This window comes from Daquilactobacillus linshuiensis (genome assembly GCF_052828685.1).
Genome location: NZ_CM128255.1, coordinates 466,840 through 489,702 on the forward strand (window position 1 = coordinate 466,840; position 22,863 = coordinate 489,702).

The window sequence follows — 22,863 nt, forward strand, 5'->3', positions numbered from 1 at the left end:
TATTAAAACTAACATCAATTTGTAGATTAACACAAAAATTGAGGTAATACTAATATTATATGAAAAAACATAAAAAAATCAAATTTTATATAGAAATATTTATATATTTTTAAGTTGATTTTTTATATTTTTAATATTTGGTTCAATTGATGAAGTATACTTATTAATATCATTTGTAATGCCATTTAAGACATTTGGAACAGTAGTTTTAACTTCATTTTTTAGATTACTTAAGTCTGAGGTTATATCAACCATTTCATTTTTCACTTGGCTAAAATTTTCTATTAAAGAAATATTATTATTTTGGAGTATTGCAATTGTAGTACCAATTGTAGATCCTACTACTAATCCAGAAATAAATTTCATAGTTAATCCTCCAAGTTATTTTTAATATTGTCGGCGATACTCTGTAATTTTTCAGAAGTATATTTATCTGTATTATCGGCCCATGTCATAGAAAATCCATCTTCAGCTGTATATCTTGGAACTAAGTGAATGTGAGAATGCATAACTGATTGATAAGCTAATTTGCCGTTGTTTTGACAGATATTCATTCCCTTAATATTTTTATCTGAACTTTTTATTGCTTTAGCTATTTTGGGAATTCTAGAAAAAATAGTTGCCCCTAGCTCATCACTATATTCAAAAACATTTTGTACATGAGTTTTTGGAATGACAAGTGTGTGTCCTGGTGTAACCTGTGAAATATCTAAAAAGGCTTTAACATCATCATCTTCATAGACAACAATACTTGGTATTTCATTTTTTATAATTTTACAAAAAATACAATCATCATTAAGCTTATTCATAAAAAAAATCCTTTCAATTTAAAAGCATATTAATTAAATTCATGCTATCATAAACTTATTAATATTTACAGAATACAAGGGTATATTTATGACTTTAAAAGTTGAAAACTTAACTGGTGGTTATGGACCACTTCCAGTTTTAAAAAATGAAACATTTGATGTATTAAATAATGAAATAGTCGGTTTAATTGGTCTCAATGGTGCCGGTAAATCGACTACAATTAAACATATTATTGGCCTTTTGCAACCAAGAGAGGGTGAAATAAGAATTGACGGAATCAAGCTGCAAGAAAACGTTGAAGAATACAGGAAAAAAATTGCTTATGTTCCAGAAATTCCTGTATTGTACCCAGAATTAACATTAAAAGAGCATATAGAATTAACAATAATGGCCTATGATCTTGATAAAAAATCAACTTGGAATAGAGCTAATAAATTACTTAAAAAATTTAGATTAGATAATAAACTTGAGTGGTTTCCTGAAAATTTCTCTAAAGGTATGAAACAAAAGGTTATGATTGTTTGTGCATTTATGAGAGATGCAAGTCTATTTATAATCGATGAGCCATTTACTGGACTTGATCCGATAGCAGTACATGATTTGTTAGAGTTAGTCGAAGAAAAAAAAGTAAATGGTTCATCAATCTTAATGTCCACACATATATTAGCTACTGCTCAACAATATGCTGATAGATTTATTTTAATTAATAACGGGCAAGTTAAACTACAAGGAAATTTAAAAGAGCTTCAAAGAGCATATAAAATGCCTGATGCAAGTTTGGATGATATTTACATGGAAATGACAAGGGAGGTTATCAATAATGGATAACCTTTGGAATCAAAGATTTAATAAACATCAAAAGGATCAATTGAAATATCTACGATTGATTTTTAATGATCAATTCGTAATAGCATTAATTTTTTTAATAGGATCACTGGGGTTTTGGTATTCGAATTTTCTAAAAACAATTTCAGGTCAACAATGGTGGGGTAACTTAGTTATTTCATTAGTTGCAATAATATTATTATCTGTAGGGCAATTAGTAACACTATTGCAAAAAGCGGATAGTACTTTTTTGATGGTAAAAGAAAATAAAATTCAAAGATATTTAAAAAAAGCAAAAATATATAGTTTAGTTTTACCATTTATAGTTATAAGTTTTGGACTATTTGTATTATATCCATTTGCCGTTGTTACGACAGGAATTCCCTTATTAAATTATGGTCTTTTTTCTATATCAATATATGTATTAAAGTTTGCTCTTATTAATTATGAAGTTCAAAGTCTTTTTATGAAAAATAATTATAAGAACTTAATTCTTTCAATCATTTTTATTGTTCTTAATGTTTCATTATATTTTAACGTTTTGATAATTTTATTATGTTCAATAATGGCTTTAATAATAAGTTTGAGTATTAAAAAGACCTCTCAGCTATTTGAATGGTCAAAAGCAATTAGTAAAGAAGATGCAAGATCATTTAATATTAAAAGGTTTTATAATTTGTTCACTGATGTACCAGGATTATCAAGTAAAATAGCACGTCGTAAATATCTTGATGGTATTTTTAAAGTGATTCAGTCTACTCATAATAATACATATTTATATATATATATTCGTGGGTTTATTAGAAATAATGAGTATATTGGTCTATTTTTTAGATTAGTGACTATTGAAGTTGCAATATTATTTTTTGTTAAGAATGTAATACTTTCCGTGATAATTCTTTGTTTATTTATATATTTAGTTGGCTTTCAGTTGAAACCATTTTATAAGCAATATGTTAATAATATTATGCAAAGAATATATCCAGTTAATGTATCTTTAAAGCTAAAAAATTTTAAAAAAATCGTATTATTTGTTTTATCTATTCAGTTACTTATTAATTTAATTCCAATAGTTTATACGTTTGGGTTTTCTTTTAATACTTTGCTTGTATCAGGCATAGGTTTATTGATAATATTAGTATTTGTATTTTTAATGTTACCCAAAGATTAAAAAAAATTAGATTGAGTAGGAATTTATTATGAGACTTAGAAATAAGCCGTGGGCTAAAACGCTGATTGAAGATAATTCTCAATATATTTTAGTAGATCCGTTAAAAATATCTGGTAAATGGGAGACAAGATTTGAAAAAAATCAGCCTATACAATTAGAAGTTGGATCTGGTAAGGGACAGTTTATAGTCAAAATGGCTCAAAAATATCCAAATATTAATTTTATAGCAATGGAAGTTCAAGAAGCTGCTATTGCTTTGATTTTAAAAAAACAATTAGACCTAAAACTACCTAATCTGCAGTTACTACTGGCTAATGGTAGAAATTTGAATGAATATTTTGCTAAAAATGAAATAGATAAGTTATATTTGAACTTTTCTGATCCATGGCCAAAGACACGACACGAAAAGAGAAGATTGACATATAAAACATTTTTAAGCCAGTATAAAGAAGTAGTTAGAGATAACGGTTTTTTACAGTTTAAAACAGATAATCAAGGGTTATTTGAATATTCTTTAACCAGCTTAAATGGATTTGGTATGAATTTTGATAAGATTAGTTTAGATTTGCATAACAATGACGAACTTATGGAAGACAATGTTGAAACAGAATATGAGCAAAAGTTTACAAAAAAAGGGCAGAGAATATATTATCTCAATGCCCAATTTAATTAATTAGTTTTTTTCAAGTCTATCAATTTTCCACTTAAAGTATCTGCCAAAAAGTGGTATTGAATTATCTCAAAGTTTTCCATAACGTTGATACCACCAACTATGCAATATCTATCTTTTCCATCAATATTTACTTTTTGATAAAAAGGTTCACTCCAAGAACTAATGAAATTTTTATCGCTACCTATTTTTTCTTTTGCTGATTCGATTGCTTTTTTGCTATCTGTTTTGTGCTTTAAAAGCATTGTAGATATGCCAGTTGCGATAATTGCTGAGCCAACTACTACTGTTGAAAGAAATTTTTTCGTCATTATATTACCTCTTTTCTAATGTTTGCGTTTTCATTTTACAATATAAATCAATATAAGTAATCTAAATTGACCTAAAAAAATAAAAAAGTACTATATCTTGAGGAGGTATTACTTATGAAACAGTTTAACGAATATAATGAAAATGAATTAAAAAAAGTTATTGGTGACGATCGTGTTATGTTATTTTTTACAGCAACATGGTGCTCTGATTGCCGTTTTATAAAGCCAAGAATGCCAGAAATTGAAAAGGAAAATAGTAACTATAAATGGATTGAAGTAGACAGAGATGCAAATATGGATATTGCGCGTGAATTGCGAGTTATGGGAATTCCTAGTTTTGTGGCCTTTGATAATGGTGAAGAAATTGGTAGACTTGTAAATAAAGATAGAAAAACAAAAGAAGAGGTCGAAGCATTCATTGATACTCTTCCTAAATAAATAGAAAAAGGTGTAATTATGCTATTAAGTTTTTTTAATCCTAAGACATTAGGCGATATTTTGTTAATTATTGTAAATGAAGATTCAAAGGAACAGGCTTTTGAAACTAAAGGTGATGTTACAAGAATCTTTGACAAAAAAACTCAAAAATTAATTGGGCTTAACATAAAAAATGTTAAAGATAAGTTAAATTTAATGTCATCTGGACAAGTTAAACTAGATGAATCACAAGTTTCAATTGTAAACAATATTATAAGCGATAATGGTTTTTCTGATATTTTAACTATTGATAAAAAAACTAAATTTGTTGTAGGACATGTTGATGAAATTAGTGAACATCCCGATTCTGATCATTTACATATTACAAAAATAAATGTTGGAGAAAGTGAAGACTTACAAATAGTTTGTGGTGCACCTAATATTGATAAAGGTCAAAACGTAGTTGTAGCACTTACTGGTGCTGTGATGCCAACTGGCAAGATTATTTGGCCTGGTGAGTTACGTGGAGTTGAAAGTTACGGAATGGTTTGTTCAGCAAGTGAACTTGATTTACCTAATGCACCTAAAGAGCGTGGTATTTTAGTATTGGACGAAAAAGAAGTTCCGGGTACAGCTTTTAATTTTAACATTTAAGGATAGTAATATGGAAAATAAAGTATTTCATTTTGTCGGTATAAAAGGAACAGGTATGAGTGCACTAGCACTTGTGATGAATGATCTTGGATATACAGTTCAAGGTTCAGATATTGAAAAATATACATTTACTCAAAGAGGATTAGAAAAAGCCGGTATTAAGATTTTTCCCTTTAGTGAACAGAATATAAAAAAGGGAATAACTGTAATAAAAGGTAATGCTTTTGACAATACAAATGTAGAAATTCAAGCAGCAATAGATAATGATATTGAAGTTATTAAATATACAGATTTCTTAGGGGAATTATTGAATAATTATACATCGATTGGAATTGCTGGTTCTCATGGTAAAACCAGTACAACCGGACTAATGGCTCATGTGCTAAGTGGAATAGAAAAAACATCATATTTAATTGGTGATGGTTCTGGTAAAGGAATAGAAAATTCTAAATTTTTTGTTTTTGAAGCTGATGAGTATAGACGTCATTTTTTAGCATATGAACCTGATTATTTGATAATGACCAATATTGATTATGATCATCCAGATTATTATACTGGGATAGATGATGTTGTTGATGCTTTTGAGTCCGAAGCAAGAAAAGTAAAAAAAGCAATCTTTGCTTGGGGTGATGACCCTTATCTAAGAAAAATTAAGGCTGATGTTCCTATTTATTATTATGGTTTAAAAGAAACGGACGATTTTCAAGCTGTAAATATTACTAGAACTACAACAGGATCTGCGTTTGATGTATTGCATGGTGGCAAAAAGATAGGGAACTTTGAAATACCTATTTTTGGAGAACATAATATTTTGAATTCCTTAGCCGTAATAGGTGTTAGTTTTTTGGAAAATATTGATTCAAAAAAAGTAAATGAAGAATTACAATCTTTTCACGGTGTAAAACGCAGATTTAGTGAGAAAAAAGTGGATAACATGGTTATTATTGACGACTACGCTCATCATCCACAAGAAATCAAAGCAACTCTTGATGCTGCAAGACAAAAGTATCCAGAACGTGAAATAATAGCCGTTTTTCAACCTCATACTTATACGAGAACTTTGGCTTTAATGGATGAATTTGCCAAGAGCTTAGATTTAGCTGATAAAGTTTATTTAACAGATATCTTTGGATCTATTAGAGAAAAGCAAGGAAATATTTCTAGTGCAGATTTAGGAAATAAGATACATAAGGGCGGTAGTGTTCTAAAATTAGAAGATATGTCTCCATTACTAGACTATGAGAATGCTGTTATGGTATTTATGGGTGCAGGTGATGTTCAAAAATATGAAATTGAGTATGAAAAATTATTGAGTACGTTGATTCCTAATAATCAATAACAAAAAAGAAGTGATTGAATTAATCACTTCTTTTTTGTTTTTTTGTTAGAATTAGTATATTAAATAATTAGAGGTTAAATAATGGTCAAAAATAAATTAGTTTTAGTAGATGGAAATAGTGTAGCCTTCAGAGCATTTTTTGCGATGCATAATGTTTTAGATAAGTTTACAAACTCTGAAGGATTACATACTAATGCTATCTATGTTTTTAATAATATGTTGGAGGCTATTTTAAAAAGTGAAAATCCAACACATATGTTGGTTGCCTTTGATGCAGGAAAAACAACATTTAGAACAGAAATGTTTGACGATTACAAGGGAACAAGGTCAAAAACACCTTCAGAATTAATGGAGCAACTTCCATATATTAAAGAATTATTACAAGCTAGAGGGATAAAAAATTATGAGTTAGAGAATTTTGAAGCTGATGATATCATTGGAACTATGTCTCGATTAGGACAAAGTGAAGGATTTGAAACAGTTATTGTCACAGGGGATAAGGATTTAACACAATTAACAACTAATAATATTACAGTTGCTGTAACTGTTAAGGGTGTTTCTGAATTGGAAAAATATACGCCTGATCATGTTTTAGAAAAACTAGGAGTTGAGCCTAAGCAAATTATTGATATTAAGGGACTAATGGGTGATACATCTGATAATTATCCTGGAGTTGAAAAAGTTGGTGAAAAAACCGCTATTAAGCTTATAAATGAGTATGGGTCTGTTGAAAATCTTTATGAACATGTCGATGAAATGAAAAAAAGTAAATTAAGAGAACACCTTATAAATGATAAAGATAAGGCATTTATGAGTAAAAAATTAGCGACTATAAATTTGGAAGTTCCCATTGAGATTAATTTAGATGATACTAAATATGAAGGCGATAATATTGATGAATTAATAAAATTTTATAAAGAAATGGACTTTAAATCTTTTTTGTCGCGCATTGATACAACCAGTGAGGGAAAAAATGAATCAAAGATAAACTTTGAAATATTAAACAATGATAATATTGTTGAAATTTTAAATAATAAAAAAACTAAGTATTTACATGTAGAAGTTTATGGGGACAATTATCATTTAGACTCCATAATAGGAGTTGGATTAGGAACTGATGATAAATATTTTGTTACGGATGATGTTTCACTTCTTACAAACCCTGCTTTTAAAAATTGGTTAGAAGATGAAAATATTGAAAAAAATATCTTTGATTTGAAGAAAACCATTGTAGCATTAAAAAAATATGATATTAATTTTTCGGGTGCTTCCTTTGATTTATTATTAGCCGCATATTTACTCGATAAAAATAGTAATCAATCTGATTTTGGAACTATTGCGAAAAATTGTGACATTTCCTACTTAGAAACTGAGGAAGAATTTTATGGTAAAGGTGCTAAGAGGGCGTTGCCGACAGAAAGTAAAGAATTATACAGATTTATATCATTTAAACTGAATGCAATAAAAGAATTGAAAGATAAATTTTTAAACCTACTTAAGGAAAATAGCCAAGATAGTCTATTTGATGAAATCGAGATTCCTTTAGCAAAGGTACTAGCTGATATGGAGGTACAAGGAATCACTGTAAATGCTCAGACTTTGTTACAAATGCAAAATGATTTAGGAAAAAGATTAGAAGAAATTCAAAAAGATATTTATGAAGAAGCTGGTGAAGAATTTAATATTAATTCACCTAAACAATTAGGCGTAGTTTTATTTGAGCATATGGGACTTAAACCTATAAAAAAGACGAAAACAGGGTATTCCACTTCTGTTGAGGTATTAGAACAATTAGAATTAATATCACCTGTAGCTCGAGATGTTTTGAAATATCGTCAAATATCAAAGATTCAATCAACTTATGTAACAGGATTGTTAAAAGTAATTCAACCAGATAATAAAGTTCATACAAGATATATCCAAACATTAACTCAAACGGGACGACTTTCATCAATAGAGCCAAATCTTCAAAATATTCCAATAAGAATTGATGAAGGGAAAAAAATAAGAAAAGCCTTTTTACCAGAGCAAGATGATTGGGAGATTTTCTCATCTGATTATTCTCAAGTTGAATTAAGAGTATTAGCACATATTTCAGGTGATGAAAATATGCAAAAAGCATTTAAAGATAACTATGACATTCATGCACATACGGCAATGAACATATTTGACTTGAATTCTGTTGATGAAGTTACTCCTGATATGAGAAGAAAAGCCAAGGCAACTAATTTTGGAATAGTATATGGAATTAGTGATTATGGATTGGCAAAAAATATTGGAATTACTAGAAAAGAAGCAAGTAAATTTATTGCTGCATATTTTGAACAATATCCAGGCGTAAAAAAATATATGGATGATATGATTAAATTTGCTCAAGATAATGGATATGTTGAAACTTTAATGCATAGAAGAAGATATTTGCCAGATATTCATGCAAAGAACTTTAGTATAAGATCATTTGCCGAAAGAACAGCCATGAATACACCTATTCAAGGGAGTGCGGCTGATATTATTAAAGTGGCTATGATAAATATGCAAAATGTTTTAAAGAAGAATAATTTAAAATCAAAAATGTTATTACAAGTACATGATGAGTTAATATTTGAAGTTCCAAAAAATGAAATAGAAATTTTGGAAAACATTGTACCTAAGACAATGGACTCTGCTATTAGACTAGATGTACCGTTAAAAGTTGAGACATCACATGGAAAAACTTGGTATGATGCAAAATAATAGAAAATAGGTGATATTTATGCCAGAAATGCCTGAAGTTGAGACTGTAAGAAAAGGTTTAGTACAATTAGTAAAAAATAAGACAATACATAGTATTGAAATAAGATATCCAAATATTATTGAAGGAAATACTGAGTTATTTTTAGAGATTCTAAGTGGTGCAAAATTAATTAATATAAGGCGAAGAGCTAAGTTCTTGATATTTGATTTTGATAATGAATATTCAATGATAAGTCACTTGAGAATGGAAGGTAAATATCAAGTTAGAGATAATGTTGAAAATTTTGATAAACATGTTCACGTTATTTTTCATTTTACAGACAAAACTATGCTTGGCTATAGGGATGTAAGAAAATTTGGAAGGATGAAACTAGTTAAGACTAGTGAACTTAATAAAGATAAATCACTCCAAAAACTTGGCCCTGAACCACTTAGTGATGATTTTGTTTTCGATAATATTTATCCTAGAATTACAAAACACAAAAAAAATATCAAAACAGTATTACTGGATCAAACCGTGATTTCTGGCTTAGGCAATATATATGTTGATGAAGTTCTTTGGATGAGTAAAATCCATCCGGAGACAAGCGCAGTTATGCTAACAAACTCAGAAATTAAAAAAATAATAAATTCATCGAATAAAGAAATAAAAACGGCTATTGAAGCTGGGGGAACAACTATAAGAAGCTATGTTGATTCCCGAGGGAAATCAGGACAATTTCAGTTACAGCTTAATGTATATGGAAGACAAGGGGAGCCTTGCGAGCGATGTGGCGTAAAAATAGAAAAAATAAAAGTTGGCGGCAGAGGAACTCATTTTTGCCCTAACTGTCAAAAATTGGTGAAATAATGTCAAAAATTTTTGGAATAACTGGTGGAATAGCTTCAGGAAAATCCTATATTAGTGAAATCATAAGAAATAAGGATTTTAAGGTATTTGATGCTGATGAGATAGCACATCAAGTTGGTGATAGCCCTGAAATAATAAAAAAGATATCTGAGATATTTGGTGAAGAAGTAATTGATAAAAATAAAATTGATCGTTTTAAATTAGGTGAAATTGTTTTTAATGATAAAAGTAAGTTGAATTTATTAAATTCAATAATGGGACCAACTATAAAAAAGAAAATCGTAAAATTAATTGATAGATATCATAAAGAAAATAGTGAAAGAATCTATTTTATGGAGATTCCGCTACTTTTTGAACAAAATTATGAAAAATATTTTGATGGTACAATTTTAGTATATGTAGACAATCAAACTCAGATTCAAAGATTAATGAAAAGAGATAATATTGAAAAAGAATTTGCTGAAAAAAAAATAAATTCTCAAATGTCTCTAGATGAAAAAAAAGATAAATCTGACTATATTATTAATAACTCGAATTCAGAGATAGAAAACATAAATGACCAAGTAAATAAGTTATTGCATGAACTAAAGAAATAAAAGAGAAGTTTTATTATTTTAACTTAAGATTTTGATAACTATATATTCGATAAGGTATAATATTGAATAATTAATACTAATAAATAGAGGATAAAAAATTATGATGTGTCCACATTGTCATAAAAATTCATCTAGAGTTGTAGACAGTCGTCCAAGTGATGAAGGACGTGCAATAAGAAGACGTAGAGAATGCGAAAACTGTGGTTTTAGGTTTACAACATTTGAAAAGGTTGAAGAATCTCCATTATTAGTAATTAAAAAAGATGGTAATCGAGAAGAATTCAGTGGAGATAAACTTTTACGTGGATTAGTAAGAGCGGCTGAAAAAAGACCAATATCAATTGATCAAATGAGACAAGTTGTAAATCAAGTTGAAAATGAACTACGCGCTCTTGGCGAAAGTGAAATTCGTTCTCAAGAAATTGGTGAACATGTCATGAAAAAATTAGCCAAAATAGATGATGTTACTTATATTAGATTTGCAAGTGTATATCGTGAATTTAAAGATATGAATGTTTTTATGCAAGAAGTAAAAGATTTAATGGCAAATGGTAATATTAATTCAAAGAGTAATAGTGAGGAAAATAATGGTTGAAAATTCAATTAATCCTATGTCAGGTTTTTTAATTTTAAAATATTCTGAACTTAGCGATGTTGAAACAAAAAATTTAATAGATTTATATCAACCATTAGTTGGGCCAGTTGCGATTGGCCTTTATTTGTTGTTATGGAATGAATCACACAAAAAGTATATAGTTTCTCAGCGACCTAGTCATTCTCAATTACTTTCATTACTTGACTGTGATGCAAGAGTTTTTTATCAAGTAAGAATTAAATTAGAGGCTTTAGGCTTATTAAAAACGTATGAAAATGAAGATCAATTAGGTGAATATTATATTTATGAATTACATAATCCATTATCACCAAGGGATTTTTTTAATGAGAATTTATTGAGTGTTTTACTACTAGAAAAAATTGGACAAGCCGCGTTTGAAGAACTTTCAAAAAAATATAAAGTTCAAAATAATATATTAAGTGATAGTCGTGATATAACAAAATCGTTTTTGGACGTTTTTAAATTGTCAAATCAAGATATATTGGAAACACCAGATATAATTCAAGAAACACAAAAGGAGATAATAGTTCAAAAAAACAACACTCCTTCAATTAAGTCGAATAATAACTTAATAGATTGGAGTTTTTTAGGACAACTAACTTCTCAATATGGTATTACAAGTAAAGAATTAGAAAAAAATGAAGAAGAATTATACGAATTACACGTTTTTTATGGATTAGATGAACTTGAATTGTCAATGCTTATTGCAAAATCAATAAATTTATCGGATCATTCGATTGATATAAAAAAATTGAATAGATTTGCACAAAAAAAATACGAGAACAGGATTAATATTACTGAAAAAGTAATTACTGAAAAGACTAATAAAAATCAATCAAGTAATCCCCTAATAAATAAAGCAAATGAGTTAATTCCAAGCGAATTTTTAGCATATGAGAAAAATCAAAAAAATGGTTTTGTTGGAACTAGCGAGACTAGGGTCTTAAGAAAATTACAGAATAGACATGTTTTACCTGATGAAGTAGTTAATATGCTTATTCATTATGTGTTACAGAAATCACCAACCTTAAGTGATGGACTTGTTGAAACTGTGGCGAATGACTGGTCACAAAATGGTGTAAATACAGCTGAAAATGCTTTGAAAAGAATAAATGATTTTGAGAGTGGTAGTAATAACAAGCGCCGAAGTAATAAAACTTTAAAGGTGGAACAAGGAACTGATTGGAATAAAGTTAACCCATCAAAAGAAGAAAATTTTGATCCTGATACCCTTATAAACGAAGCAAATAGGCGATTGAAAAAGTTGCATGAAGGACAATCAAAATAGGAGATAGTTTATGAAAAATATGGGTGAAGATATACAAAAAGAAATGATTCAAAGAAATTGGCAAAATCAGTACAGAGATTTAATTGGTGACTCAATTAATGATGAAGAGGTAAAAGTTTTTTTATCAGAACACGCAAATGAAATAACTGAACAAAATTTACAAAGAAGTGCTGCTAGAATTTATGAATTTGTTCAGGAAAAAAGAAAAATTGAAAGTGGAAAGAGCTCTTTTGCTAAAGGATATTCTCCAAAATTGACGGTTAATCATAATACAGTGGATGTTGTATATGTTCCAGACACGACAATGCAGCAAAAAAGAGAAAGTGATAGATTCAAGAAAAATTTTGAATTAATCAATCTTCCCGCAGATATCAGAACCGCTAGTTTAATGAATTATCCTCAAAGAAATAAAATTGGCAGGGCAAAAGCATTTGCTGCTGCTAATAAATTTTTAGAAACCTATTTTGAAAAAAATACATTTGCACCTGGACTGTACTTATCAGGAGATTTTGGAGTTGGAAAAACATATCTTTTAGGGGCCATTGCTAATGAATTAGCTCAACAAAATGTTGATGTGGCGTTACTACATTTTCCTACTTTTGCTGTTGATATGAAATCTGCGATTACGGATAATCTAGTCACTTCAAAGTTGGAAAAGCTTAAAAAAACTTCTGTGTTAATGATTGATGACATTGGTGCAGATTCTGTTTCTGCTTGGATTAGAGATGAAGTTTTAGGAGTGGTTTTACAATTTAGAATGCAAGAACAACTTCCCACCTTTTTTAGTTCAAATTTTTCAATGGAAGATTTGCAAAAGCACTTATCCATTACAAAATCGGCCGAAGAACCGATTAAAGCTCAAAGAATAATGCAAAGAATTAAATATCTAAGTCGTGAAATTACAATCTCAGGAGAAAATCAACGACTAAAAAATCAAATTGAGTATTGATTTTTTGAAATTAACCGGTTATGATATAGCCAGAAAGACAGCATATCAATTAAAGCGCAGGGAGAGATTGCATAACTGAAAGCAACTCATTATTAATTGGTTTTACCACTTTCTATAAAATTAAATAGTCTGGTTTTAATACCGATATCATTTTAGAGATGAAACAATAATTATTGTTTTAATGTGGGTGGAACCGCGTAGAGATTACGTCCCTTGGATCATTGATCCAAGGGACTTTTTGTTGTCCAAAAAATTGGAGGGATATTTTATGGCAGATTTAGAGTTAGTTTTTCCAGATAATTCAAAGAAAGAATTTAATAGTGAAATAACTGTTAAAGAAGTGGCTTCTTCGATAAGTACGTCATTAGGTAAGAATGCGATTGCAGGAAAACTTAATGGTACTTTGATTGATGTGAATAGATCAATTAATCAAAATGGTAATATTGAAATTTTGACAAGTGAAAATGAGGAAGCTTTAGAAGTTCTTCGTAATACTGTAGCCTACCTTTTTGGATATGCAACAAAGAATCTATTTCCTGAAATTAGTTTTGGGGAACATAGTTCAAATGAAGATGGCTTCTTCTATGATACAGATAAAGAAGGTACACAAATTTCAGTTGATCAATTGGAAGATATTTCAGTTGAAATGAATAAGATAATAAAACAAAATTCACCAATTGAAAGACAATTGATGGATAAAACGGAACTTGAAGAAATATTCAAAGATGATAAATATAAAATGCTTCAATTAAAATCAATTGATTCTGTTCAAATTCCAGTATTCAAGATGGGAAATTATGTAGATTTTGGGTTTAATGCTTTAATGCCAAAAGCAAGTGACGTTAAATTCTTTAAGTTACTATCCGTTGCTGGTGCATATTGGCAAGGTAAATCAAGTAATCCAATGCTTCAAAGAATTTACGGAACTGCATTCTTCAATGAATCAGATTTAAATGATGATTTAAAACGTAGAGAAGAAATAAAAGAACGTGACCATAGAACTTTAGGAAGAGACTTAGACTTATTCTTCGTTGATCCTGAAGTTGGAGCAGGTCTTCCATACTGGATGCCTAATGGTGCAACAGTTCGTCGTGTATTAGAAAGATATATTATAGATAAAGAAGTGGCATGGGGATATCAACACGTATATACACCAATTTTAATGAACTTAAATGCATATAAAACATCCGGTCACTGGGCACATTATCGTGAAGATATGTTTCCACCAATGGATATGGGGGACGGAGAGATGTTAGAACTTCGTCCAATGAACTGTCCTTCACATATTCAAATATATAAACATCATATTCGTTCATATCGTGAATTACCTGTCCGTATAGCAGAACTAGGAATGATGCACCGTTATGAAAAATCTGGAGCATTATCTGGTTTGCAACGTGTTCGTGAAATGACACTAAATGACGGACATACATTTATTGCACTTGATCAAGTGCAAGATGAATTTAAGCGTACACTTCAATTAATGATGGAAGTATACAATGACTTTGACATTAAAGACTATACATTCCGTTTAAGTTATCGTGATCCTAAAAATACGGAAAAATATTTTGACGATGATGAAATGTGGAATACTTCTCAATCAATGTTAAAAGGTGCTATGGATGATCTTGGGTTGGAATATTATGAAGCTGAAGGTGAAGCTGCATTTTATGGTCCAAAACTTGACGTACAAACAAAAACAGCACTAGGTAATGAGGAAACATTATCTACAATTCAACTAGACTTTATGCAACCTGAACAATTTGAACTAACATATGTTGGTGCAGATGGTGAAGAACATCGTCCAGTTATGGTTCATAGAGGAATCGTTTCAACAATGGAAAGATTTATTGCTTACCTAATTGAAATGTATAAAGGTGCATTTCCAACTTGGTTAGCACCAACACAAGTGAAGATTATTCCTGTTAATTTAGATCTTCATTCAGAATATGCGGAAGAACTAAGAAAAGAACTAGCTGAAAAGGGTATTCGTGTATCAATTGATGATCGTAATGAAAAAATGGGATACAAGATTCGTGAGGCTCAAACAAATAAAATACCATATACAGTCGTAGTTGGTGATGATGAAGCAAATAGTGCACAGGTTTCTGTGAGAAAATATGGTGAAGAAAGCACAAATTCAATGAATAAGGAAATGTTCATTGGAAGTGTTAGAGCAGATATTGAAAATTATAGTCGTGAATCTTAATTAAGTATTGACAGAAAATAACTAATAGTGTTTAATATATTTATTGAGATTAAGTAGAAACGCCCGTTTCTCGCCTAAGTCATATGACCTCTAGGTTTATAACAAGTAGTTATATGTTAAACGTGGGCGTTTTACGCCTACGTTTTTTTGTAGGTTTTCTAAATCACTCGGAGGTGAGTAACAATAGCAAAAGATTTGATGGTTAACGATAGTATTCGTGCCCGTGAGTTAAGACTGATTTCTGCAACAGGGGATCAATTGGGTGTTAAAACAAAAGCAGAAGCACTTGAACTAGCAGAAAAAGCAAACTTGGATGTTGTTCTTGTTTCACCAAACGCCAAGCCACCGGTTGCTCGTATCATGGATTACGGTAAATACCGTTTTGAATTACAAAAGAAAAACCGTGAGGCACGAAAGAAACAAAAGATTGTCAACATCAAAGAAATTCGTTTAAGTCCAACCATTGGACAAAACGATTTTGATACTAAACTTAAAAATGCCGTTAAATTCTTAGAAAAAGGTGATAAAGTTAAAGTATCTATTAGATTTAAAGGCCGCGCCATTACTCATAAAGAGATTGGTAAAGAAGTATTAGATCGTATGGCTGATAAAACTAAGGATGTTGCAACTGTAACAACTAAACCTAAGATGGATGGCAGAAGTATGTTCTTGATGCTCGATCCGATCAAAAAAACAGATGCTAATAAGAAATAATTGGAGGTCATTTTTTTATGCCTAAGCAAAAAACACATCGCGCTTCAGCAAAACGTTTCAAAAAAACAGCTAATGGTGGTCTTAAAAGAAGTCATGCTTTTACAAGTCACCGTTTCCATGGAAAGACTGTTAAACAACGTCGTCAATTAAGAAAATCAGCAATGGTTTCAAGTAGCGATATGAAACGTATCAGACAAATGTTGTCACAAATGAAGTAATATCTATTAATTTATAAAACAAGTACAAATAAGGAGGAATTACTATGCCCCGTGTTAAAGGTGGAACAGTAACTCGTAAACGTCGTAAAAAGACATTAAAATTAGCAAAAGGATATCGCGGTTCAAAACATATTCAATTTAAAGCAGCTCATACTCAAATTATGAACTCATACCGTTATGCATTCCGTGATCGTCGTCAAAGAAAACGTGACTTCCGTAAATTATGGATTGCACGTATCAATGCTGCTGCTCGTATGAATGATATTAGCTACAGCAAATTAATGCATGGACTAAAAGTAGCAGGTATAGATATTAACCGTAAAATGCTAGCTGATCTTGCGTATACAGATGAAAAAGCATTTGCAAGTCTTGTTGAAGCTGCCAAAAAAGCTTTGGCTTAATCAATCACACGCTGAACGTAATTTGGAAAAGCCAAATTGCGTTTTTTTTATTAAGTAAATAGATGAGGTTCTTATATGGCAATCGTAAAACCAACTTATATGATAAATAATACATTTAACTTAAAACCTGAGAAACTCAAATTAATGGGTATAACTCATATACTAAGTGACCTAGATAATACTTTAATTCCATGGAATTCGTCAGAACCATCACAAGAATTAATTGATTGGGTAAGAGAGCTAAATAAATATCATATAGAATTAGTAATTGTATCGAATAACAATCATACAAGAATTCATAAAGCAGTAGAATCATTGGATGTAAAAATTATTTCTCGTGCAAAAAAACCATTACCTTTTGCAATCAAAAATTTTGTAAATTTGAGTAGTGTCTCAAAAAAACGTGTTCTTTTTGTTGGGGATCAACTGCTAACAGATATTATTGCAGGAAATTTATCGGGAGTAAAAACAGTATTAGTTAAGCCGCTTGTGGATACAGATTTAAGAAAAACCCGTGTAAATAGATTTTTTGAGCGTCCTTTATTAAAATTAATAAATAAAATATATAAATTAACTTGGAAGGAAAATATCTAATTGGATAACAATCAAGATTTATATTGTGTAGGATGTGGATCTAAATTACAAACTACAGAAAAAACAAAAGCGGGGTATTTACCTGAAAATACTTTAAAAAAATATATTGAATCAGATGAACAGGAACTTTATTGTCAAAGGTGCTTTAGACTAAGAAATTATAATGACATAATGGATGTTGAATTAGATGATTCTGAATTTTTAAGTATTTTAAATAAAATTAGTGATGAGGATGCACTTGTTGTAAATTTAATTGATATTTTTGATTATAACGGAAGTGTTATTCCTGGAATTCAAAGATTTATTGGCAATAATAAGATGATTCTAGTGGCAAATAAAGAAGATTTGTTGCCTAAATCTGTTAATAGAGATAAATTGAAACGCTGGTTTCATAGGCAAGCTCAAAATGATGGATTAAATCCAGTTGCTGAAATTTTAATATCTGCAAAAAAAAATACTAACTTAGATGATTTATTATCTTTGATTAATAAATATCGAGGCAATAAAGATGTATATATTGTAGGTACAACTAATGTTGGTAAGTCTACTTTGGTAAATTCTATAATATCCATGAGTTCTAACATAAAGAATTTAGTCACTACTTCAAGATTTCCAGGTACAACTTTAGACAGGATTGAAATTCCTTTAGATGATGGAGCTATGTTAATCGATACTCCAGGGATAATTCATAACTATCAACTAGCTCATTTTTTAAATAAAAAAGAGTTAAAAGAAGTTACCCCTAGTACTGAAATAAAGCCTAAAGTATATCAGCTAAGAGGATTGCAGACATTATTCATTGCTGGCCTTGCCAGAATTGACTTTATTGATGATATAAAGACTAGTGCAATTGTTTATGTTGATAATAATTTGTTAATACATAGAACAAAACTTGAAAATGCAGATGAATTTTATAAAAACCATAAAGCTGATATTTTAAATCCCCCTTATGATCCTCAAACATTACCAGAGATGCAAATGTTTAAATTTAAAGCGACAGAAAAATCTGATGTCGTTATTGCAGGATTAGGTTGGATAACAATTCCAGCAGGTATTACAATTAAAGCGTATGCTCCTAAGGGCGTTGAAATAACTTTGAGAAAGGCAATTGTATAATGATATTTAAAACAAAACAGAGAAAATTTTTAATGAGTAAAGCTCAGACGATTAAACCAGTTATGCAAATTGGAAAAATGGGCCTTTCACAAACTACACTGCAACAATTAGTTGATTTAATTGATAAAAGAGAATTAATTAAAGTAAGTTTACTTCAAAATACTGATGTAAATTCTAATGAATTATTAGATAGTTTAGAAAATTTTGATCCTGCAATAAAGTTAGTACAAGTTATAGGTTCCAAAATAATTTTATTTAAAAAAGCGCCTAAAGAATCTAATCGAAAAATTTCTGTTGAACTGGAAAATTTAAGATAAGAGGTTAAAATATGTCTTCAGTAGTTATTTCAAATCAAGTTAAAACTAAAACTTTAAAAAGTACTGCAAATAATAAAAAGTTAGTCGGATTATTTGGAGGTACATTTAATCCTCCTCATCTTGCTCACTTAGTTATGGCACAACAAGTTTTAGATCAACTATCTCTTGATGAAATATGGTTTATTCCTGATAATATTCCCCCTCATGTTGACAAAAAAGAAACGATTGAACCGCTTCATCGTGTAGAAATGGTGAGGTTAGCAATTGAAGATAATCCAAACTTTAAACTTGATTTGACAGAGATTAATAAGGGTGGAATAAGTTATACATATGAAACAATTAAACTATTAAAAAAGGCCAATCCAGATATAGATTTTTATTTCATAATAGGTGGAGATATGGTTGAATATTTGCCAACTTGGAATCATATTAATGAACTTTGCCAAATGGTGAAATTCGTTGGAGTATGTAGACCAGGTTATGAAAAAGATACAAAGTATCCGGTTATTTGGGTCAATTCACCTTTGATGAATATTAATTCAACGGATATTAGAAAAAAAGTGAATTCTGGTCATACTATCAAATACTTGGTCCCTAAAAAGGTAGAAGAATATATAAAAAAAGAAGGACTATATTCTAATGGAGAATTATGATAATTTATCAAGTTACAACCGTGATTTTTTTATTGAAAGATTAAGAAAAAATTTAGATGAAAATAGATTTAATCATTGTTTAAGAGTAGAAAAAAAATCAAAAGAATTGGCAATAAGATTTAATGCAAATATAACAAGAGCTGGGATATCAGGGCTTTTACATGATTATTGTAAACAGATGCCTAAAGAAAAATTTATTGAAGCAGTAAAAAAATTTAACTTAGACGAAGATTTATTAAATTACGGAAATGGGATTTGGCATGGCAGTATTGGAGCAGATATTATTCGTGAAGAATTGGATGTTAATGATGAGATAATACTTAATGCAATTAGAAAACATACCATTGCTGATCCATATATGACTGATATAGATAAAATTGTTTTTATTGCTGACTTTATTGAAGATGCAAGAGATTTTCCTGAGGTAGATATGGCCAGAAAAATTGCTGAAAAATCTTTAGATGATGCTGTCAGTTTTGAATTAAAACATACTTTAGAATATTTAATTAATAATAATAAAAAGATCTATCCAAAAATGCTTAATAGTTATAATAAATGGGTAGTAGAGGAGAATTAATTTGGAATCATTAGAACTAACTAAACTTGCTGTAGAAGCAGCAGATGATAAACATGCAAATGATATAAAAGTTTTAGATATTCAAGAAATGTCTATTGTAGCCGACTATTTTGTAATAATGGATGCAAGTTCATCACGACAAGTTGGAGCGATTGTTGATACAATTGAAGAAAAAATTGAAGAAAATGGTCTACGTGTTAATCATATTGAAGGAAAAAAAGATTCTAGTTGGATATTAATGGATTTAGGGGATGTTATTATTCATGTATTTTTAAATGAAGAACGCGAATTTTATAATCTTGAAAAACTTTGGTCGGATGCTAAAGAAGTTGATGTATCTAATTGGGTAAGCGAATAATGATTTATTCTAAATTTGCAGAAATATATAATGAATTGATGGATGATTCATTATATGAGAAATGGCAAAATTATGTAGAAAAAAGAAGTGATAAATCTGACTTGTTAGAGGTTGCATGTGGAACTGGAGATTTAGCAATACTATTAAAGAAATCTGGTTACAATGTTACGGCAAGTGATTTGTCTTATGAAATGTTAGAAATCGCTGCAAAAAAAATAGAAGATAACAATTTATTATTTGATTTAGTACAAATTGATATGCTTGATTTAACAGGTTTAGAAAAATATGATGTAATTACTTGTTTTGATGATTCTATTTGTTATTTAAAAAATGAAAATGAGTTACAACAAGCATTTAATCAAGCATTTGTTCACTTAAATAATGGAGGAAAGTACTTATTTGATGCACATTCTCTTTATCAAATGGATACAATTTTTCCAGGATACATGTATAACTTTAAAAATTCTGAAAATGCGTTCATGTGGAGTAGCTATGAAGGAGAGTTTGAGCATAGTATTGAACATGACTTAACATTTTTTTCTTGGAATGAAAATATTCAAGGATATGATGTTTCTGAAGAATTACATCATGAAAGAACTTATGAACTAGATGTATATGTAAATCATTTGAAAAAAGCGGGATTTAAGGATATAGAAGTTACTACTGATTTTGGTAATTCTGCTATCTACGATCATGCTACTCGCTGGTTTTTTGAATGTACTAAGTAGGGTGAAAAGATGAAAATTTGTGGGATAATTGCTGAGTTTAATCCTTTACACAATGGACATAAATATTTGATAGATCAGGTAAAAAAACAACTTAAGCCTGATTTTTTAATAGTTGTAATGTCTGGAAATTTTGTACAGCGTGGAGAATTTGCGAGCTTCGATAAATGGGATAGAGCTAAAATGGCGTTGGAAATAGGAGTTGATTTAATCGTTGAGCTACCGTTTCAATTTGCAGTGTCTTCTGCTGATATATTTGCTAAAGGTGCAGTAACTTTACTAAACGACTTAGGTTGTACACATTTAGTTTTTGGAACTGAGGATGTCAATTTTGAATATGAACAGGCAGCAAAAAAAATTATATCTAACAAAAAAGAAAATAATGAGTTTTCAAATTTTAATTCATCATATGCAACGCAAATAAATAATTTTTATAAAAAACTGGATATATCAGTAAATTTTCCCAATCAAATGTTGGGATTAAATTATACTATTCAAATATTGAAAAACGATTTTCCTATAACAATTGTTCCGATAAAAAGAATAAGTGTTGATCATGATTCAAGAAAAACAAATGGAATATATGCAAGTGCTAGTGAGATACGCAAAAAAATTGAAAAAAATAAAAATATAAGTGAATATACTCCCGTAAAATTGCCCCCAAATATTAAAATTAATTATTTTCAGTTATTAAAATATAAAATAATAACGAGTTCTATTCATGAGTTAAATAGTATATATCAAATGAATGAAGGAATTGAAAATAAATTAAAAAAAGAAATTTTATATGTTAATTCTATTGAAGAATTTTTAGAAAAAATAAAATCAAGTCGATTCACTTATGCAAGATTAAGACGATTATTGATATATACAACTTTAAATGTAAAAAAAATGGATATTGATAACTCACATAATTTTATTCATATACTAGGATTTAATAAAAAAGGGCAGAAATTATTAAGTCAAATAAAAGACTGTACCAAAATTCCGATTGTTACTAAAGTAAGTAAAAAAATAGGAAGTGAAGATAATATAATGGGTTTACAAATAAAAGTTGATTCAGTATATAGTTTATTTAGTAATACTGATCAAAATTTTAAGAGAAAACCTGAAATGGAGCTATAAAACATGCTTAAGTGGAAATTAGAAGAACTACAAAAATATAAAAACCATCCAATGGAATTTGAAGAAACTTTGGACTTAAAAGATGAATTGAAAAGAAGAGACGAAAGAATAATTGATGTAAAGCCAATTACTATAAAGGGACATTTGTTTTATGATCGTGGTTTATGGTATACAGACTTTGATATTAATTCTACTGTAACAGTTCCATCAACTAGAAGTCTTGAACCAGTTGAGTTTGAGATAAATGATCATGTAACTGAAGCTTATCAGGAAGATTCAAGTCAAGAATTGGAAATTGATAATCAAGAAATTGTCATGGAACTAGAAGAAGATGGTATTAATCTTGAACTTGCTGCAGTTGATAATTTACTTCTATCAATTCCAAATAAAGTACTAACGGAAAAAGAGAAAAAAGAAAACTCAATGCCACAAGGGAAAAATTGGCAAGTTATATCTGAAGAAGAATATATAAAAGAACATGAAAAGCCAAAACCTAATCCTGAATTTGCAAAACTAAAGGATATGTTTAAAGATAATGATTAAAAAATACTATCAAGGATAGTATTTTTGAATGTAAAGTAGTCACATAGTTTTTAATTTTTTGGTATTATTATTGTATTCATATAT

The 22,863-nt window shown here is 29.3% G+C and carries 28 protein-coding genes and 1 other annotated feature; of the genes, 25 read left to right on the forward strand and 3 right to left on the reverse strand.

The window, feature by feature from the left end; genetic code table 11:
• Nucleotides 1-99: 99 nt before the first annotated feature.
• Both ACUV9F_RS02475 and ACUV9F_RS02480 read right to left on the reverse strand, forming a co-directional pair.
• On the reverse strand, nucleotides 100-366 hold the full coding sequence (locus ACUV9F_RS02475) for a YtxH domain-containing protein (RefSeq protein WP_446184108.1): 267 nt from the start codon (nucleotides 364-366) through the stop codon (nucleotides 100-102).
• Between the two features lie 2 nt (nucleotides 367-368).
• Nucleotides 369-809, reverse strand: a complete 441-nt coding sequence (locus ACUV9F_RS02480; protein WP_446184109.1) for an HIT family protein — start codon at nucleotides 807-809, stop codon at nucleotides 369-371.
• 88 nt (nucleotides 810-897) lie between these two features.
• On the opposite strand from ACUV9F_RS02480, the gene ACUV9F_RS02485 reads away from it, so the two are divergent.
• Genes ACUV9F_RS02485 through trmB form a run of 3 tightly spaced genes read left to right on the forward strand, consistent with a single transcriptional unit; the run spans nucleotide 898 to nucleotide 3,479 of the window.
• Nucleotides 898-1,638: an ABC transporter ATP-binding protein gene (locus ACUV9F_RS02485; protein WP_446184110.1), complete on the forward strand. Its 741-nt coding sequence runs from the start codon at nucleotides 898-900 to the stop codon at nucleotides 1,636-1,638.
• Complete coding sequence (locus tag ACUV9F_RS02490) at nucleotides 1,631-2,806, forward strand: ABC transporter permease (RefSeq protein ID WP_446184111.1); 1,176 nt, start codon at nucleotides 1,631-1,633, stop codon at nucleotides 2,804-2,806. Before ACUV9F_RS02485 ends, ACUV9F_RS02490 begins: the two co-directional genes overlap by 8 nt.
• A 28-nt stretch (nucleotides 2,807-2,834) precedes the next feature.
• Nucleotides 2,835-3,479, forward strand: a complete 645-nt coding sequence (gene trmB / locus ACUV9F_RS02495; protein ID WP_446184112.1) for a tRNA (guanosine(46)-N7)-methyltransferase TrmB — start codon at nucleotides 2,835-2,837, stop codon at nucleotides 3,477-3,479.
• Here the strand turns inward: trmB and ACUV9F_RS02500 are convergent.
• Nucleotides 3,476-3,787 (reverse strand): hypothetical protein, encoded by a 312-nt coding sequence (locus ACUV9F_RS02500; protein WP_446184113.1) that lies wholly within the window; start codon nucleotides 3,785-3,787, stop codon nucleotides 3,476-3,478. The genes trmB and ACUV9F_RS02500 overlap by 4 nt on opposite strands.
• Before the next feature lie 114 nt (nucleotides 3,788-3,901).
• Here ACUV9F_RS02500 and ACUV9F_RS02505 point away from each other — a divergent pair, with 114 nt between their 5' ends.
• From ACUV9F_RS02505 to ACUV9F_RS02610, 22 genes are all read left to right on the forward strand, one after another.
• Entirely contained in the window at nucleotides 3,902-4,225 is a 324-nt protein-coding gene (locus ACUV9F_RS02505) for a thioredoxin family protein (RefSeq protein ID WP_446184114.1), read from the forward strand.
• Between the two features lie 18 nt (nucleotides 4,226-4,243).
• A complete protein-coding gene (gene ytpR / locus ACUV9F_RS02510) occupies nucleotides 4,244-4,858 on the forward strand; it encodes a YtpR family tRNA-binding protein (protein ID WP_446184115.1) in 615 nt (204 codons plus the stop codon).
• 10 nt (nucleotides 4,859-4,868) lie between these two features.
• Entirely contained in the window at nucleotides 4,869-6,197 is a 1,329-nt protein-coding gene (gene murC / locus ACUV9F_RS02515; protein WP_446184116.1) for a UDP-N-acetylmuramate--L-alanine ligase, read from the forward strand.
• 81 nt (nucleotides 6,198-6,278) lie between these two features.
• Nucleotides 6,279-8,930 (forward strand): DNA polymerase I, encoded by a 2,652-nt coding sequence (gene polA, locus ACUV9F_RS02520; protein WP_446184117.1) that lies wholly within the window; start codon nucleotides 6,279-6,281, stop codon nucleotides 8,928-8,930.
• 19 nt (nucleotides 8,931-8,949) lie between these two features.
• Nucleotides 8,950-9,780: a DNA-formamidopyrimidine glycosylase gene (gene mutM, locus ACUV9F_RS02525; protein ID WP_446184118.1), complete on the forward strand. Its 831-nt coding sequence runs from the start codon at nucleotides 8,950-8,952 to the stop codon at nucleotides 9,778-9,780.
• Entirely contained in the window at nucleotides 9,780-10,376 is a 597-nt protein-coding gene (gene coaE / locus ACUV9F_RS02530) for a dephospho-CoA kinase (protein ID WP_446184119.1), read from the forward strand. The genes mutM and coaE overlap by 1 nt, the downstream gene beginning before the upstream one ends.
• A 100-nt stretch (nucleotides 10,377-10,476) precedes the next feature.
• Complete coding sequence (gene nrdR / locus ACUV9F_RS02535) at nucleotides 10,477-10,971, forward strand: transcriptional regulator NrdR (RefSeq protein WP_446184120.1); 495 nt, start codon at nucleotides 10,477-10,479, stop codon at nucleotides 10,969-10,971.
• Nucleotides 10,964-12,280 (forward strand): DnaD domain protein, encoded by a 1,317-nt coding sequence (locus tag ACUV9F_RS02540; RefSeq protein WP_446184121.1) that lies wholly within the window; start codon nucleotides 10,964-10,966, stop codon nucleotides 12,278-12,280. Before nrdR ends, ACUV9F_RS02540 begins: the two co-directional genes overlap by 8 nt.
• 10 nt (nucleotides 12,281-12,290) lie before the next feature.
• Nucleotides 12,291-13,229, forward strand: a complete 939-nt coding sequence (gene dnaI / locus ACUV9F_RS02545) for a primosomal protein DnaI (RefSeq protein ID WP_446184122.1) — start codon at nucleotides 12,291-12,293, stop codon at nucleotides 13,227-13,229.
• 268 nt (nucleotides 13,230-13,497) lie between these two features.
• Nucleotides 13,498-15,438, forward strand: coding sequence for a threonine--tRNA ligase (gene thrS / locus ACUV9F_RS02550; RefSeq protein ID WP_446184123.1), 1,941 nt, complete (start codon nucleotides 13,498-13,500; stop codon nucleotides 15,436-15,438).
• Between the two features lie 45 nt (nucleotides 15,439-15,483).
• Nucleotides 15,484-15,593 (forward strand) — a sequence feature (ribosomal protein L20 leader region).
• A gap of 43 nt (nucleotides 15,594-15,636) precedes the next feature.
• A complete protein-coding gene (infC, locus tag ACUV9F_RS02555; RefSeq protein WP_446184124.1) occupies nucleotides 15,637-16,152 on the forward strand; it encodes a translation initiation factor IF-3 in 516 nt (171 codons plus the stop codon).
• Nucleotides 16,153-16,169: 17 nt separating this feature from the next.
• Complete coding sequence (rpmI, locus tag ACUV9F_RS02560) at nucleotides 16,170-16,370, forward strand: 50S ribosomal protein L35 (protein WP_446184125.1); 201 nt, start codon at nucleotides 16,170-16,172, stop codon at nucleotides 16,368-16,370.
• 44 nt (nucleotides 16,371-16,414) lie between these two features.
• Nucleotides 16,415-16,771: a 50S ribosomal protein L20 gene (gene rplT / locus ACUV9F_RS02565; RefSeq protein ID WP_446184126.1), complete on the forward strand. Its 357-nt coding sequence runs from the start codon at nucleotides 16,415-16,417 to the stop codon at nucleotides 16,769-16,771.
• Nucleotides 16,772-16,846: 75 nt separating this feature from the next.
• Complete coding sequence (locus ACUV9F_RS02570; RefSeq protein ID WP_446184127.1) at nucleotides 16,847-17,365, forward strand: YqeG family HAD IIIA-type phosphatase; 519 nt, start codon at nucleotides 16,847-16,849, stop codon at nucleotides 17,363-17,365.
• Nucleotides 17,366-18,481 carry a ribosome biogenesis GTPase YqeH gene (gene yqeH, locus ACUV9F_RS02575; protein WP_446184128.1) on the forward strand — a complete coding sequence of 372 codons (1,116 nt, stop codon included), beginning with the start codon at nucleotides 17,366-17,368 and terminating at the stop codon, nucleotides 18,479-18,481.
• Nucleotides 18,481-18,798, forward strand: coding sequence for a YhbY family RNA-binding protein (locus ACUV9F_RS02580; RefSeq protein WP_446184129.1), 318 nt, complete (start codon nucleotides 18,481-18,483; stop codon nucleotides 18,796-18,798). Before yqeH ends, ACUV9F_RS02580 begins: the two co-directional genes overlap by 1 nt.
• A gap of 11 nt (nucleotides 18,799-18,809) precedes the next feature.
• Nucleotides 18,810-19,451: a nicotinate-nucleotide adenylyltransferase gene (locus ACUV9F_RS02585; RefSeq protein ID WP_446184130.1), complete on the forward strand. Its 642-nt coding sequence runs from the start codon at nucleotides 18,810-18,812 to the stop codon at nucleotides 19,449-19,451.
• Entirely contained in the window at nucleotides 19,438-20,028 is a 591-nt protein-coding gene (gene yqeK, locus ACUV9F_RS02590) for a bis(5'-nucleosyl)-tetraphosphatase (symmetrical) YqeK (protein ID WP_446184131.1), read from the forward strand. Before ACUV9F_RS02585 ends, yqeK begins: the two co-directional genes overlap by 14 nt.
• A gap of 1 nt (nucleotide 20,029) precedes the next feature.
• A complete protein-coding gene (gene rsfS, locus ACUV9F_RS02595) occupies nucleotides 20,030-20,386 on the forward strand; it encodes a ribosome silencing factor (protein WP_446184132.1) in 357 nt (118 codons plus the stop codon).
• Nucleotides 20,386-21,114: a class I SAM-dependent DNA methyltransferase gene (locus ACUV9F_RS02600; RefSeq protein WP_446184133.1), complete on the forward strand. Its 729-nt coding sequence runs from the start codon at nucleotides 20,386-20,388 to the stop codon at nucleotides 21,112-21,114. The genes rsfS and ACUV9F_RS02600 overlap by 1 nt, the downstream gene beginning before the upstream one ends.
• 9 nt (nucleotides 21,115-21,123) lie before the next feature.
• Nucleotides 21,124-22,236, forward strand: coding sequence for a nucleotidyltransferase (locus tag ACUV9F_RS02605; RefSeq protein WP_446184134.1), 1,113 nt, complete (start codon nucleotides 21,124-21,126; stop codon nucleotides 22,234-22,236).
• Between the two features lie 3 nt (nucleotides 22,237-22,239).
• Nucleotides 22,240-22,779, forward strand: coding sequence for a YceD family protein (locus ACUV9F_RS02610; RefSeq protein ID WP_446184135.1), 540 nt, complete (start codon nucleotides 22,240-22,242; stop codon nucleotides 22,777-22,779).
• Nucleotides 22,780-22,863 lie beyond the last annotated feature (84 nt).